Here is a 14824-nt window from a genome sequence, read left to right as displayed (position 1 = left end):
CATGGCACCTTTCTGTTCGGGCGGGCCGATAGAAGCTCGTCAGGTCTGGGGAAGCACTCCCAGGGTCAGAAGCACATTAGCGAATCGCCGTGAATCGCCCGTGACGATGCACAGCGCAAGATCAGCGGACCTTGCAAGGTCATAAAACCGGAAGCGATCGACGAATTCATCCTTGGTGTCCTCGGGCATCAGTGTATCTATTTCACTGTGCACCAAGCATGGCCTGGCGTCCTCGGACGGAAGGATGCGTGTCAGCTTCTCGACCGTAACCATCTGCAGAACCACGTCGAGTACCTGAGGAACAGTTGGAGCGCCCGCCTGCAGGTTGAGGAAGATCGTGACTGCGTTTGGCCCCACGGCCGTCGCCGCGGAATAGTGCCCGTCCGAAATCAGGACAGTCGCCCCGTGTCCGGCAGCCGCCAGCGCGGAGATGATCTGCGGATGGGTAAGTTTGCCCTGGATCACGCGAAGTACTGCCCGCCGTTGATGTCCACAACGGTTCCTGTGACAAAGCGCGAGTGGTCAGAAGCCAGCCACAAGGCAGCCCCCGCGACGTCTTCCGGAAGTCCAGCCCTCCCCAAAGGGATACCTGCAACGGTGGCGGCCTTTGATTCGGATGTGGTGAAGGTATCGTGAAACGGCGTTGCCTCGATGAAGCCCGGCGCAAGAGCGTTGACTGTTATCCCGGATTCCGCAACCTCCTTGGCAAGTCCCCGGGTGAAGCCGAAAATAGCAGCTTTTGAGGTGGCATAGGCGGTTGCTCCGGCATGCCCACCGTTCCGCCCCGCAAGGGAGGCCACGTTGATGATCCGACCATTGCGGCGGAGGTGGGGCAAGACTGCACGGGTCATGAGGAATGTTGCGTCCAGGTTGACACCCATCACCTGCCGCCAGAGGCTGTACTCCATATCCATTATGGTTGATCGCTGGACGAGGCCTCCGACGTTGTTGACCAAGATGTCCAGCCCGCCAAAGTTACTGGCGATCTCCTCGACAGCCTCCCCAACGATCTCCTCGCTGGTCGCGTCTACCTGAAGTGCTTTCAGTGGTTTACCAGAGCTGCTCTCCACCCGCCGGGCGAAGGCAGAATCGGGCTGGTGGCTGTTGTAGGTTATGGCTACTCTTGCCCCTGCCTCGGCGAGCGCCAGGGCCACACCTTGCCCTATGCCCGTCCCGCCTCCAGTCACAAGCGCTGTTTTTCCTCGGAGTGTAGATTCATGCACGGTACGCGGTCCTTTCTTTCGACTCCCCAGCTATGGAGGGTCCGTTGGTTTCGGCTAGCTCTGCTGCCGCGACTGAACTGGGCACCGTGGTGCCTTCCGGTCGGTTGCGGGCATACAGGTAAGTGGCCAAGGCGGTGATGACAAGGCAAACAGAGAGGAAGAGCAGCCCGGCGAGGTTGCTGTGGGTGGCGTCATTGAGCAATCCGACGGCGAACGGAGCTACAAACCCTCCAACGTTTCCGATGGAATTGACCAAAGCCAGCCCGGCTGCTGCCGCGGCACCCCCCAATGCGGCCGACGGCATTGACAGGAGTGGGGCCGTAGCCGAAAAGACTCCCATGGCGGCGATGGTGAGGAAAGCGAGGGCTGCCATTGCGTTGACCGGCAAAAGGAACGCCGCCCCTGCGAGGCCAGCGGCCGCAATCAGCATGCTGATGCTGGCGTGCGCGGCGCGTTTTCCGGTCCGGTCAGACCTGCGGCTCCAGTAATAAAGGAATGCGGCGGCCGCTCCGTAGGGGATGACCACGATGAAGCCAACTTGGACAGGACTAAGTTTGCCTAGGCCAGAGACCACTGTGGGAAGCCACAAACCAAAGCCGTAAATGCCGCACACCATACCGAAGTTGAGGAAAGCGTAGACAAGGGCTCTGCGATCCTTGAGGCCGCCCAGAAAGGTGTGCGGACCGGACTTCTGCTTGTCTGCGAGTTCCCTGGCCATCGTGTTGCTCAGCCAGTCTCGCTCCTCATCCAACAGCCAATGAGCCTGTTCAGGCCTGTCCGTCAGCAAACGCGGAGCAAGAATCCCAAGCACGACGGCGGGGATGCCCTCAACAATGTAGAGCCACTGCCATCCATGAAGGCCCGCGACCCCTTCAAGGTTCAGCAGCAGGCCCGAAACCGGAGCGCCAATGGCGTTGGAGATCGGCTGAGCCAAAACGAATAGCCCAAGGACGGTGACCCGCTGGGCGGCAGGGAACCACAGAGTGAGGTAGAAGACGACCGCGGGGAAGAACCCCGCCTCGGCTGCTCCGAGTAGGAAGCGGATGACGTTGAACGTCGTTTCACCATTCACAAGTGCCATCGCTGCGGCGCAAACGCCCCAGCTGATAAGGATACGGGCAATCCATTTCCTCGCTCCGAAGCGGTACATTCCTCCATTGCTCGGAATCTCAAACAGGGCGTAGCCAATGAAGAAGATGCCAGCACCGAGCCCGTACGCGGATGCGCTCAGCCCGATGTCCTCACTCATGGTGAGTTTGGCGAAACCGACATTGTTCCGATCCAAGAAGGCAATGAAGTACAGCAAGCAGATGACGGGAATGACCTTGCGTCGAACTTTCGCGAGAGTCCGGTCCCCCAGCTCACCGAACGACTGCCATGTCGCAATTTGGGCAGGTAAAACACTTTTCATCAAGGCTCCTTTGACTCAATCAACGTGATGTTGCAGGCCCGATCAGTGAGCGGGCAATTGTTTCTTTATTTCGAGCAATCCTTGCACATGCTGTGCAACATGTGCACCGCTATAGTCTGGGGTGCATTTCTTTCGTCGTCAAGGGTTTCGTGGAACGGAGCCGACGACGGGTCAGGCAGCGCGCCGACTATACTCGTTCGCAATCATGACTAGCCTTCCGTCTTCCCCGAGCAACGTGCGCATTGACGCCTGGCTCTGGGCTATCCGCGCCTATAAGACCCGTTCCGCGGCGACAACCGCCTGCCGGGCAGGGCACGTACGAATCAACGGGAACCCGGTCAAGGCCTCGCAATCGGTGATTGTCGGCGACACCATCCGGGTCCGCCAGTCCGGCTTCGAGCGCATCCTTGAGGTCCGCCGGCTCATTGCCAAAAGGGTGGGTGCCGAAGCAGCGTCCCACTGTTTCACTGACCACACCCCGGAGCGTCCCGCGGCGCCGGCCCTCGGACTTCCCCAGCGCGACCGTGGCGCAGGGCGGCCCACCAAGAAGGACCGGCGCGATATGCAGAAGCTGAAGGGACAGTAGCCCCGCCCGAGGGGCGGTTCAGGTGCCCGCTGTGCGGTCCGGCGTCGTGCGATTTGGCCCTCGGCTCTGCAGGAGCGTGAGCGACGCGCAAAGCGACCGCGTAAAGTGGCAAGAGACGCCGATTCTGGACGCCGCGCTGCCGAAGGAGAGAACGTGACCATTGACTGGGACGAAAAAAGGGCCTTGCTACAGGAGCCCAATATTGCTGCCGTGACGCAGCTGTGCGACGAACTGATGGCCAAAAGGCCAGGTTCTTCCGTGCCTTACATCGATCCTGTGCATGACGAAGATGAGTGCCGGATTGTCACGCTCCATACGAGCCCGGGCAAAGGCACCGCGTCGGGATTCGTTTCGCACCTCAACGACGACGATGCCGCCCGCCGCGCTCAGCTGATCTATGACTCGGCGGAATTGGACGTGCGTTACGTCATGCCGTGGAATTCCTACCCGTGGGTCCGCGACCCCGACCTGCCGCCAGCACTGAGCGCGCAGGAGAAGACCGACGGACTCCGTCCGTTCCGTCAGTTCCTCAAGATCAACAAGAGGGTCTCCGCGATCGTCGCGCACGGCGCAGAGGCTGCGGCATTCCTGGCCCTCTACGAGAAGACCTACCATTCGCCGCTCCGGCAGCACGGAATCAAGGTCTACAAGGCAAGCGCGCTTGGCGGACGGGCGTTTGCCCTGTCCGAGGCGAAGCAACAGGAACTCCTGGCCAAGAACATCGAGATCTACCGGGACGCCATGCAGCGCGCGGGGATCCAACACCTATAGGACCGGACTGGCGGCTACGCGCCACTAAGGCAATTGAGGAAGGAATTGGCGGTTCCTGATCCGCGATTCCCCGAAATCGACTCCGACCCGGGCGATCTCCCAAGGCCCGCGGCCATGATACTTTGGCCTGCCCACAGCCACATGGGGTACCCATCGGGGCGAGCGGAATCCAAGGGCTGGGGAGCTGAGGATGAAGTCGTCGATGTTGTCCACCAGCAATTCGTCCAAAAGTTCGTGAAGGGCGTGCACCAGGGAGACCTGAAATTCATGCACCGAAGCGGGTAGGTCTATCTCCAGCCCGGCCACCCCACCTGCGCCCAATACGATCAGCCTTTCGGCGCTCCCGGAAAAGGCTTCGAGCACAGGCAACCTTTCCAACCAGGAAACTGTCCGGCCCATGGCCGACTCAGGACTGGTGTTGCCCTTGGTCCAAACAGCCACATCCGTGCAAAAGTCCTCCACGACGCCAAGGTGCAGCAGTGTCATATGGAGCCCGCGGGGCCTACGCAGTGCCCAGACGTAGCTGCCCAGTTCTTCGTAGGCGGATGGACCCGAGCCAATGCCGAGGACCGGCACCTCCACCGTGATGGGCGGTGCTGTCTGCGTCGTTGAATCCCATCGCCCGCGCGGACGGTTGGCCATGGATGCAATTATGCTCCGGCAACAGTTCGTTCGCCTCGCGAATGCGGGTTCGACCGGCTGGCCTATTGAGTGTCTCTCAGTATCTGATGACGGCCGTTGCTTGTTGCAGCTGGACGATCTCTTGAACACCATCATTTTGCTGCACGTCGCCATAGCGATCGGCTCGTTCCACACCCGCCACGGCGTCGACAATCGATGTGCGGTTTCCTTCGATACGCGCACTCATGATGTTCGACATCAGCTGGAAGAGGTCCTTCAACTGCGAAAAGATCGCAGGATGAGTCGTTCCGTCGCCCAGCTAGCAAACCGCCGGAGTAATAATGGTCCCACGTTGACACCACCCTGTGACCCGTGCCATATTCTTAATCGTGAACCTGTCAGACAGCCGGACAGCCGGACAGGCCGCCACTGGACAGCCAGCCACCAGCCAGAAAGCTGCGGCCGGCCAGCGCACCGCCACAAGCGGCGCCGTCCCCCGGCCGCCCCAAGCACCCAGGCCATCAAGCCCTCGGCCCCTCGCCCGTTTCAGTGCCGCGGAGTCCGTCTTCAGTGCCATTCGCCAGGATATCGAAGACGGAACTGTGGAAGTGGGCGCCAAGCTCAATTCCGAGGCCACCTTGGCCGCGCAGTACGGGGTAAGTCGCTCGGTCATTCGTGAAGCCCTCCGTTCCTGCAATGCGCTCGGACTGACGGTCACGAAGACAGGCAAAGGCACGTTCGTCGTCGCAGACAGGGTGGCAAATGACCTCACGCTCGGCCAGTATTCGGCGCGGGACCTGAACGAGGCCCGCCCACACATCGAAGTCCCCGCAGCCGGCCTGGCCGCGAAACGCCGTAGCCCGGAAGATCTTGAACACCTCAAGGAAATTGTGGCGTCAATGCTCTCCGAGACCGACCCCGAGACCTGGGTCAGCCTCGACGCCAGTTTCCATTCCGCCATCGCCCGCGCCAGCGGCAACAAGGTCTTTGAAAGCGTCGTCGCGGACATTCGCGACGCATTGGCCCACCAATCCGAAACCCTGAACATGGTGGCCGACCGCCAGCACGTTTCCGACGATGAGCACCTCCGCATTGTCGAAGCCATCGAATCCGGCGACTCCGCAGCCGCCGAAGCAGCGATGGCCGACCATCTCAGCGCGGTCAGCGTTGCCTTGGACACCATCCTCAGCAAATGATCCACCAACTGAAGGAAGCCATGCCCACCCCGCATGCAACGCGCACCACTGTGCCACAAAACACAGAGCCTAAACCCGCCATTCCAGCAACCCCGCGCCATGTCCCGCTGGTGGAACAGACCCGGGACGGCCTGGTCGAGAGCATCCACTACGGCTCCCTCATCGCCGTCGGGCCGGACGGCGAAACACTGATCGAAGCAGGCGAGCCCGACGCCGCGTTCTACCCGCGGTCTTCCCTCAAACCGCTGCAGGCAGTCGCCATGGTCCGCGCTGGGCTCAGGCTTCCGGAGAACCTCCTTGCCCTCACCGCAGCAAGCCACTCCGGCGCTGCAATGCACCTCGACGGCGCCGCACGGATCCTTGAAATGCACGGCCTGGACAAGGGCGCGTTGGAAAACAGCACGGACCTCCCCTACGGCACGGCCGAGCGCGAAGAATGGCTCCGGGCCGGTGGCAAGCCGACGCAACTCGCACAGAACTGCTCCGGCAAACACGCCTCCATGGCCGCCACCTGCGTGATCAACGGTTGGCCTGTCCACGGCTACCTGCACCCCGGGCATCCCCTCCAGATGCTCGTGAGGGACACCATCACCGAGCTCACCGGCGAAGACGCCGCCGCCGTCAGCACGGACGGTTGCGGCACCCCGCTCTTCGCCCACAGCCTGCACGGCATGGCCCGGGCGTACAGCCGCTTGGCTGCAGCAGACGCCGACGGAGCAGAAGGCCAAGTAGCCAACGCCATGCGCGCCTACCCCGAGATGGTGGCCGGCGAGGGTCGCGACGTCACGGCGATCATGCGCACTGTTCCCGGCCTGCTCGCCAAGGACGGCTTCGAAGGCCTCCAGGTGATCGGCTTGCGGAACGGCACTGGCGTCGCCATCAAGATCTCCGATGGCGGCGACCGCGCCCGCATGCCCGTCACGGTGCGCGTCCTCGAAGCTTTGGGGCTCGACGGCGGCCAGCTCGCGGCGCTTGCAAGCCCACCTGTGTTGGGTGGCGGCCACCCTGTGGGTGTGCTGCGTGCCGCGAACTTCCTCGAATCCTACTGACGCAGTCAAACAAGCACAGAAGACCTAAGGACAGCAATGACAACCGTCAATCACGCACGCCCGTTCCGCTCCGAACACGATCTCCTCGGCGACCGCGACGTCCCTGCTGATGCCTACTGGGGTGTGCACACGCTGCGTGCCATCGAGAACTTCCCCATCACGGGCCAGCCGTTGGCCAGCAACGCCAACCTCGTCAGGAGCCTCGCAGCGGTGAAGCTCGCCGCTGCGCGCACCAACCGCGAACTTGGCCTCCTGGATGACGAGCGGGCTGACGCCATCGAGCAAGCCTGCCAGGACATCATGGACGGCAAGCTCCACGAGCAGTTCATGGTGGACGTCATCCAGGGTGGCGCCGGCACAAGCTCCAACATGAATGCGAACGAGGTCATCGCCAACCGCGCCCTCGAAATCCTCGGCCACCCCAAGGGCGACTACGCCAGGCTGCACCCGAACGACCACGTCAACCTGAGCCAGTCCACCAACGATGTGTATCCCACGGCCGTCAACCTGGCCACCATCTTCTCGGTCCAAGGCCTTCTTGCGGCACTTCAGGAACTCCAGGTCGCCTTCGCGGAAAAGGGCGAGGAATTCCGCACGGTGGTCAAGATGGGCCGCACCCAGCTGCAGGACGCAGTCCCCATGACCCTCGGCCAGGAATTCGGCGGCTATGCCGTGACTGTCGGCGAGGACCGGGCACGCCTGGCCGAATCCCAACTGCTGATCCATGAGATCAACCTTGGCGCCACTGCCATCGGCACAGGCCTGAATGCCCCGCTTGGCTACGCCGAGGCGGCCTGCCGGCACCTCGCCGAGATTACCGGCCTGCCGCTGGTTACCTCCGTCGACCTCATCGAGGCCACCCAGGACGTGGGCGCGTTCGTCCACCTCTCGGGCGTGCTCAAGCGCGTCGCCGTCAAGCTTTCCAAGATTTGCAACGATCTCCGCTTGCTGTCCTCCGGACCGCGAGCGGGACTGGGCGAGATCAACCTCCCGGCTGTGCAGTCGGGCTCGTCCATCATGCCGGGCAAGATCAATCCGGTGATCCCGGAAATGGTCAGCCAAGTGGCCTATGAAGTCATCGGCAACGATGTCACCGTCACCATGGCAGCCGAAGCGGGACAGCTCCAGCTGAACGCCTTCGAGCCGATTATTGTCCACAGCCTCCACAAGAGCATCTCCCACCTGGAAGCCGCGTGCCGCACACTCACATCGCGCTGCGTCCGGGGCATCACCGCGAACACCGAGCGGCTGCGCCTCACCGTAGAGCAGTCGATCGGACTCGTCACGGCCCTCAATCCGCACATCGGATACGCCTCCGCCACCGCCATCGCCCAAGAAGCGCTGGCAAGCGGCAAAGGTGTGGCCGAGCTCGTTCTTGAACACGGATTGCTGACCTCGGGGCAGCTCGATGAACTCCTCCGCCCCGAACGCCTCGCCAACCTCAGCAAATAGGCTGAGTCGCACACTGAGCGACGACGGTGGCACTCACCAGCCGCCGTCGGGCCTGAGCGCCCGAACATACAGGCCGGACGGCGAGATCCGGACCCACAACAGGACACTCCTAAGGATTCCCATGACCAATGCACCCATCACGGACCACACGGTCCCGCCACAGGCGCACGCCACTGAAAAGCTCCTTCATGCCGAGGACAAGGGCTATCACAAGAGCCTGAAGCCGCGTCAGATCCAGATGATCGCGATCGGCGGTGCCATCGGCACCGGCCTGTTCCTGGGTGCCGGCGGCCGCCTCAACGCCGCGGGCCCCTCCCTCGTCATCGCATATGCGGTCTGCGGATTTTTTGCCTTCCTGATCCTGCGTGCCCTCGGGGAACTCGTGCTGCACCGCCCGTCGTCGGGCTCCTTCGTCTCCTACGCCCGCGAATTCTTCGGCGAGAAGGCTGCGTTTGTCTCCGGTTGGTTCTACTGGATCAACTGGGCCACCACCACCATCGTGGACATCACCGCCGCGGCCCTCTACATGAACTTCTTCGGCAAATATGTGCCGTGGATGGGCGTTGTTCCGCAGTGGGCCTGGGCCCTGATCGCCCTGGTGGTCGTCCTGAGCCTGAACCTGGTTTCCGTCAAGGTGTTCGGCGAGATGGAGTTCTACTTCGCGCTCATCAAGGTGGCCGCGCTGCTGGCGTTCCTCGTGGTTGGCACCTTCTTCGTCATCTTCGGCACCCCGGTACCGGGCCAAGAGGTCGGCTTCAGCCTCCTCACGGACCACGGCGGCATCTTCCCCAACGGCCTGCTGCCGATGATCATCCTCATGCAGGGGGTTCTGTTCGCCTACGCGTCAATCGAGCTCGTGGGCACTGCGGCTGGCGAAACCGAGAACCCCGAGAAGATCATGCCCAAGGCCATCAACTCCGTGGTCTTCCGCATCGCCGTCTTTTACGTCGGCTCCGTCATTCTGCTGGCCCTGCTGCTGCCATACACCTCATATGTCAAGGGCGTCAGTCCGTTCGTGACGTTCTTCGGCCACATCGGCATCCAGGGCGTGGACGTGATCATGAACCTCGTGGTCCTCACGGCCGCGCTGTCCTCCCTCAACGCCGGGTTGTACTCCACCGGCCGCATCCTGCGCTCCATGTCCGTGGCGGGTTCGGCTCCGAAGTTCGCCCAGCGCATGAACAAGGCCGGTGTTCCCTACGGCGGCATCGCTATCACTGCCGGCGTCTCGCTGCTCGGCGTCCCCCTGAACTACCTCGTCCCGGCAGATGCCTTCGAGATCGTCCTGAACGTCGCCTCGGTGGGCATCATCGTCACCTGGGCCACGATCGTCCTGTGCCAGATGCAGCTCAAACGATGGGCGGACAAGGGTTGGCTGAAGCGTCCGTCCTTCCGGATGTTCGGCGCCCCCTACACCGGTTATCTTTCGCTGCTGTTCCTGGTGGGCGTGCTGGTCATGGTGTTCATCGACTCCCCCCTCACCATGTTGGTCACGGCAATTGCCTGCGCCCTCATGGTGGTCGGTTGGTACCTGTGCCGCAAGCAAATCCACGAGCTCGCCGCAGCCCGCGACGGCTTCACGGGCAGTTCGCCCGTGGTCGCCAACCTGCCAGTTGCCGGTTCGGAGGACAGGATCTAGCGCTCCAGCACTCAGTGCCTGACGCCACCCGACTGACTCGCATTTGTTGTCGTTTGCCGGTCTTATAACGACAACAAATGCGAGTCAGTTGGGGTGGCAAGCACATCCCATTCCCGCGAAATGTGACCAGGTCGATTTGAATCCCGGTGGCACTATGGAAGAAGGACACCCCGCAGCTCAAAGGAGAGAATGCACGTGAAATTTGCCCGTTTAGGACCGTCCGGCCACGAGCAGCCGGTGGTCATCGCCACAGACGCTGAAGGCACCGAACGGTACTTCGATCTGCGCCCACTAACTGCTGACATCGACGGCGCCTTCCTCGCCGGGGGCGGTATCGCCAGTACGCAGGAAGCGCTCGACGCCGGAAGGTTGCCCACCGTTCACGCTGAAGGGCTGCGCATCGGCGCCCCGATTGCCCGGCCAGGGGCCGTCGTCGGGATCGGCCTGAACTACGCGGCACACGCCGCGGAGTCCGGAGCCACACCGCCCGAAGTGCCAGTCGTCTTCCTGAAGCCCTCCAACACAGTGACGGGACCGTTCGACCCGGCCCCCATTCCGCCTTCGTCGGAAAAGTACGACTGGGAAGTGGAACTCGGAATCGTCATCGGACGGGAAGCCACCTACCTGGCAGACCTGGACGAAGCCGCGGTATGCATCGCTGGCTACGTTCTTGCCAACGACCTGTCCGAACGTGAACTGCAGCTCCCCGGCGCCGCCGGGCAATGGACCAAGGGCAAGACACTCCCCCAATCGACTCCACTGGGGCCATGGCTGGTTCCTGCTGGCGAGATAGACGCAGCTGCATTGCGCCTACGCACTTGGGTGAATGGCGAGGCTCGCCAGGACTCCACCACCGCGGACCTGATTTTCGATCCTGCTACGCTTGTCCACCACTTGAGCCAGCACATTGTGCTGGAGCCTGGAGACGTCATCATCACGGGCACGCCGGAAGGTGTGGCTTTGTCCGGCCGCTTCCCGTATCTCCGGACGGGGGACGTTGTTGAGATTGAAATAGAAGGGCTCGGCCGCCAGCGCAAAGAGTTCCACCTGGCGACGTAACGCAACGCCCTCGCAACCCCGCGCCGCCACCTGTTCGCCTATGCTCAACACCAGGCAATCGATGGCGATCCACCAAGGAGCAGGGCATGAGCAATTGGCGCATCAGGGACTTCCACTCGTCGGACATGGACGGCATCCTGCACCTTTGGGAGTCGCTCAAAGCGGATAACGTTGAGCCGGTCTACGCGCTCTCCGAGGTGCTTGCGTCGTGCGAGAAGGACCACGCCGTCGTGGCCGTGCAGGGCGACCAGGTGGTGGGCGCCGCCGTCGGACGTGCTGCCCATGACCAAGGATGGATCGTCTTCCTGGCCACGCTGCCTGAGTTCCGCGGGCGCGGGATCGGCACTTCGCTGCTGGCCGCCGTCGAGAATCGGATGGCTCCGCATGGCCTCAACAAGCTCTCGGCCCTGATGCCGGAAAGCGAAACCCGCGTGGAAGCGTTCCTGGGCCGCGGCTTCGTGGTGAAGAAAAACCTGCGCTACTTCGAGCGGACCATTCCGGTGCAGCGCCAGGAGTTGGAGCCGCTGAGCCTGCTGGGCGGCCGGATCCTCGCCCGCGACCTGTGGGAAAACGTCGCCGGCATGCGCCGCGAAAAGGAACTGCTGGAACGCCGGCTTGTCCTACCGCTGGCCGAGGCCGATCTCGCGGACGAATACGGCGTAGTGCCGCCGCGCGCCGTCGTGCTCTTCGGCCCTCCGGGGACAGGTAAGACGACGTTCGCCAAAGCCATTGCATCGCGCCTTGAGTGGCCTTTCGTGGAAGTCTTCCCCTCGCGCCTTGCCGCCGATCCCAAGGGCTTGGCGGGCGCGTTGCGCGAGACGTTCCTGGAAATCGCCGAACTGGAGCACGCCGTCGTCTTCATCGACGAGGTGGAGGAGATCGCGTCCCAGCGGTCCGGTGAGCCGCCGTCGCCGCTGCAGGGTGTCACCAACGAGCTCCTCAAGATCATCCCCGCCTTCCGTGAACAGCCCGGCCGCCTGCTGGTATGCGCCACCAACTTCATCCGCGCCCTGGATACTGCCTTCTTGCGCCACGGCCGCTTCGACTACGTGATCCCCATCGGCCTGCCCGACGTCCACGCGCGTGAGGCCATGTGGCAGCGCTTCATCCCGGCCACGGTGGTGGACTCCGTGGATATCGCGTTGCTGGTGGATCGTACCGAAGGCTTCTCTCCCGCCGACATTGAGTACGCGGCGCGCAGCGCCTCCCAGCGCGCTTTGGAAAAAGCAGTTTACGACGACGGCGCCTCCGCCGGGGGCCCCGCACCGGCTTCGAACGGTCGCAAGGGACCGGTCACGCAGGACTATCTCGACGCAATCGCCGACACCCGCACCACGGTCAGCGACGAGGTCCACCAGGACTTCCTCGAAGACATCGACGTGCTGGGTCGCGTGTAGTCAACCGCTGTTCGGCCGCCCGCCCGCCAATTCGCCGGAAGCGTGCGGGCTCGCCGGAAGATTCCGGCGAACGGGAGGGCTTCCGGCGAAATGGGCGGGGTGCCTGAGGACGAGGAGGAACAATGACCCTGTTTCTGACGATCCTGAGCGGGGTCGCGTGGACCGCGGTCTACATTTGCGCGATCCTGGTCGGATTTCGCGACAAGAGCTACGCCATCCCGGCGGCAGCCCTGGGGCTGAACATCGCGTGGGAAGCCATCTACGCGGTGCATTCGCTCAGCACGAGACTCTCCGTTCAGGGAGTCATCAACATTGCCTGGGCACTGGCGGACGTCGTGATTGTCTACACGTTCCTTCAGTTCGGCAGGCGGGAACTTCCCGGGTTTGTCACGCGGCCACTGTTCATCGGATGGGCGGTCCTGCTGGGCCTTGCAGCTTTTGCCGTGCAGTGGCTGTTCATCGCCGAGTTCGATTGGGAACCCGCATCCCGGTACGCGGCCTTCCTGCAGAATCTCCTGATGTCCGGCCTGTTCATTGCCATGTTCGTCGCCCGCCGCAGCCTGCGGGGCCAATCCATGCTGATCGCGGTCGCGAAATGGATCGGGACCCTCGCGCCCACCATCACCTTCGGCGTCCTTGAGAATTCACTGTTCATTCTGGGCATTGGCACCCTCTGCAGCGTCTTCGACCTCACGTACATTGGGCTGCTGTGGTGGGCCAAGAGAAACCCGGAGGCTCTCGCAAACTAGGCAATAACACCGGCACGAACGTGCCGATTCCTACCGGGGAACCCTTGATCCAAACCCCGGAGGGGCGGAAAATGGTGAAACCGGCACGAACGTACCGGATGCGAAGCACGCACATGCCCGTAAAACACGAGGAAGGGTGGACATGTCCCCCAAGGAATTCACCGAGTCCCTGGGCGCCAAGGTCCGCGCCCGCCGTGCATCGCTCAGCCTGAGCCAGTCCGATCTCGCTGACCTCGCCGGCGTCTCGGAGCGTTTCGTCCGTTTCGTGGAGCAAGGGAAGGCCACGGTCCAGTTGGAACCACTCTTGGCTGTGCTTGGCACGCTGGGCCTTGAACTCACGGTGAAGGCCGCGAGCAGCCAGAATGCATACAGCCAGTCATGACATTCCATCGCATCGCCGACGTCTATAAGCAAGGCGTCCTGGCTGCCCGCATCGAGCGGCATGAAGGCGGCACCAAGTTCAGCTACTTGCCGCGGTACCTCGAATCGGGCGGCCCTGCTGTTGCCACGACGCTCCCGCTGACGAACCAGGCCGTGTTCACGCCGAGCGGCGCCGTTCCGCCCTATTTCACCGGGCTCCTCCCGGAGGGCCGCCGCTTGAATTCGCTGCGTAGGGCGGTCAAAGCCAGCGCCGACGACGAGCTCGCGCTCCTCATGGGCGCAGGAGGAGACGCCGTCGGTAATGTCCAGACCGTCCCCCACGGCGAGCCACCCACGGAAGGAGGCTCCGCCGTCGTGCTCGATTCGAAGCTGCCCCTCGACTTCGACGCGCTGCTCGGCGATTCAGGGCTCATCGATCCGGTGGCGTTGGCCGGTGTGCAGGACAAGTTGTCGGCCGGGATGATTTCGCTCCCGGTGGCGCAAGCGGGCAAGCGCTTCATCCTCAAACTGAATGCGCCCGAGTTCCCGTTCGTGGTGGAAAACGAGTTTCTCATGTTCCGTTACGCGCGCAAGTTGCGGATTCCGGTGAGCCACGTCCAGTTAGTGCACGACGTCGGCGGGCGGGCCGGGCTGCTCGTGGAGCGTTTCGATCGCCTCACCGGAACTGACGGCACTCCGGTGCGTCTCGCCGTCGAGGACGGGGCCCAAGCGCTCGGACTGTATCCGGCGGACAAGTACAGCGTGCCTTTTGGCGAGGTGTGCGCCGCGTTGGCAGCCCATTGTTCCGCGCCCCTGCCGGCCTTGCGGAACCTGGCCCTCCAGCTCGCGTTCGCTTGGCTCAGCGGTAACGGCGACCTCCATGCCAAGAATGTGTCCATGGTGCAGTCGCCGCTTGGCGAGTACACCATCGCCCCGGTCTACGACATCCCCTCCACTGTGGTCTACGGGGACAAGACCCTCGCACTGGGCATCGGCGGGAAGACGAGCGGCATCTCCCGCAAACATTTCCTCGCCTGGGCCGGAAAACTGGGGCTGACAGGGCGCGCGGCGGAGGGAGTCCTGGAACTCGCACTCAAGGCGTCGGGTCCGCTGATCACAGACCTCGACGCCGGAGCCTCACCCTTCGGGCCGATCCAGACCAGGGACTGGGTCAAAGAGCTCAAGCATCGGCGAAGGTTGATGGGCGGGTAATTCGGACCCCGAGTCGAATCGCCGGTCAATCCTAGGTTCACGCTTGTGGCGACGCTAGGCTCGCTCCCAGAGGCGAGATCGGCTCGCCGCGGGCCAAGG

At 63.0% G+C, this 14824-nt stretch carries 16 protein-coding genes; 11 read left to right on the top strand and 5 right to left on the bottom strand.

Annotation, left to right across the window (positions count from 1 at the left end; genetic code table 11):
• Window positions 1-39 precede the first annotated feature (39 nt).
• The 3 genes from OW521_RS13160 to OW521_RS13150 are packed head-to-tail and all read right to left on the bottom strand — an operon-like array spanning window position 40 to window position 2634.
• Window positions 40-465: an RbsD/FucU domain-containing protein gene (locus tag OW521_RS13160; protein ID WP_268020085.1), complete on the bottom strand. Its 426-nt coding sequence runs from the start codon at window positions 463-465 to the stop codon at window positions 40-42.
• A complete protein-coding gene (locus OW521_RS13155) occupies window positions 462-1223 on the bottom strand; it encodes an SDR family NAD(P)-dependent oxidoreductase (RefSeq protein WP_268020084.1) in 762 nt (253 codons plus the stop codon). The genes OW521_RS13160 and OW521_RS13155 overlap by 4 nt, the downstream gene beginning before the upstream one ends.
• A complete protein-coding gene (locus OW521_RS13150) occupies window positions 1216-2634 on the bottom strand; it encodes an MFS transporter (RefSeq protein ID WP_268020083.1) in 1419 nt (472 codons plus the stop codon). Before OW521_RS13150 ends, OW521_RS13155 begins: the two co-directional genes overlap by 8 nt.
• Before the next feature lie 205 nt (window positions 2635-2839).
• On the opposite strand from OW521_RS13150, the gene OW521_RS13145 reads away from it, so the two are divergent.
• Both OW521_RS13145 and OW521_RS13140 read left to right on the top strand, forming a co-directional pair.
• Entirely contained in the window at window positions 2840-3220 is a 381-nt protein-coding gene (locus tag OW521_RS13145; RefSeq protein ID WP_265979416.1) for an RNA-binding S4 domain-containing protein, read from the top strand.
• Between the two features lie 153 nt (window positions 3221-3373).
• Complete coding sequence (locus OW521_RS13140; RefSeq protein WP_268020082.1) at window positions 3374-3991, top strand: uracil-DNA glycosylase; 618 nt, start codon at window positions 3374-3376, stop codon at window positions 3989-3991.
• Window positions 3992-4015: 24 nt separating this feature from the next.
• Here the strand turns inward: OW521_RS13140 and OW521_RS13135 are convergent, their stop codons facing one another.
• Both OW521_RS13135 and OW521_RS13130 read right to left on the bottom strand, forming a co-directional pair.
• Window positions 4016-4633 (bottom strand): hypothetical protein, encoded by a 618-nt coding sequence (locus OW521_RS13135; RefSeq protein WP_268020081.1) that lies wholly within the window; start codon window positions 4631-4633, stop codon window positions 4016-4018.
• Between the two features lie 76 nt (window positions 4634-4709).
• Window positions 4710-4871: a hypothetical protein gene (locus OW521_RS13130; protein WP_268020080.1), complete on the bottom strand. Its 162-nt coding sequence runs from the start codon at window positions 4869-4871 to the stop codon at window positions 4710-4712.
• A gap of 130 nt (window positions 4872-5001) precedes the next feature.
• Here OW521_RS13130 and OW521_RS13125 point away from each other — a divergent pair, with 130 nt between their 5' ends.
• The 9 genes from OW521_RS13125 to OW521_RS13085 all read left to right on the top strand — a co-directional run bounded on the left by OW521_RS13125 (window position 5002) and on the right by OW521_RS13085 (window position 14725).
• On the top strand, window positions 5002-5808 hold the full coding sequence (locus OW521_RS13125; protein ID WP_268020079.1) for a FadR/GntR family transcriptional regulator: 807 nt from the start codon (window positions 5002-5004) through the stop codon (window positions 5806-5808).
• A 20-nt stretch (window positions 5809-5828) separates the two neighbouring features.
• Window positions 5829-6857 carry an asparaginase gene (locus OW521_RS13120; protein ID WP_268020078.1) on the top strand — a complete coding sequence of 343 codons (1029 nt, stop codon included), beginning with the start codon at window positions 5829-5831 and terminating at the stop codon, window positions 6855-6857.
• 36 nt (window positions 6858-6893) lie between these two features.
• The gene (locus OW521_RS13115; protein WP_268020076.1) at window positions 6894-8309 is read left to right on the top strand and encodes an aspartate ammonia-lyase; all 1416 of its coding nucleotides are present in this window, start codon (window positions 6894-6896) and stop codon (window positions 8307-8309) included.
• A gap of 121 nt (window positions 8310-8430) precedes the next feature.
• Window positions 8431-9948 carry an amino acid permease gene (locus OW521_RS13110; RefSeq protein ID WP_268020075.1) on the top strand — a complete coding sequence of 506 codons (1518 nt, stop codon included), beginning with the start codon at window positions 8431-8433 and terminating at the stop codon, window positions 9946-9948.
• A gap of 189 nt (window positions 9949-10137) precedes the next feature.
• Complete coding sequence (locus tag OW521_RS13105) at window positions 10138-11007, top strand: fumarylacetoacetate hydrolase family protein (protein ID WP_268020074.1); 870 nt, start codon at window positions 10138-10140, stop codon at window positions 11005-11007.
• Between the two features lie 86 nt (window positions 11008-11093).
• Complete coding sequence (locus OW521_RS13100; RefSeq protein WP_268020073.1) at window positions 11094-12404, top strand: ATP-binding protein; 1311 nt, start codon at window positions 11094-11096, stop codon at window positions 12402-12404.
• Between the two features lie 122 nt (window positions 12405-12526).
• On the top strand, window positions 12527-13153 hold the full coding sequence (locus tag OW521_RS13095) for a transmembrane-type terpene cyclase (RefSeq protein ID WP_268020072.1): 627 nt from the start codon (window positions 12527-12529) through the stop codon (window positions 13151-13153).
• Window positions 13154-13295: 142 nt separating this feature from the next.
• Window positions 13296-13535 (top strand): helix-turn-helix transcriptional regulator, encoded by a 240-nt coding sequence (locus tag OW521_RS13090; RefSeq protein ID WP_268020071.1) that lies wholly within the window; start codon window positions 13296-13298, stop codon window positions 13533-13535.
• Window positions 13532-14725 (top strand): type II toxin-antitoxin system HipA family toxin, encoded by a 1194-nt coding sequence (locus tag OW521_RS13085; protein WP_268020070.1) that lies wholly within the window; start codon window positions 13532-13534, stop codon window positions 14723-14725. The genes OW521_RS13090 and OW521_RS13085 overlap by 4 nt, the downstream gene beginning before the upstream one ends.
• The last annotated feature ends 99 nt before the right edge of the window (window positions 14726-14824 follow it).

Origin of the sequence: Arthrobacter sp. MMS18-M83, from assembly GCF_026683955.1 — a bacterium.
Taxonomy (GTDB): Bacteria; Actinomycetota; Actinomycetes; order Actinomycetales; family Micrococcaceae; genus Arthrobacter.
This window is presented reverse-complemented; position numbering and strand designations above follow the sequence as displayed.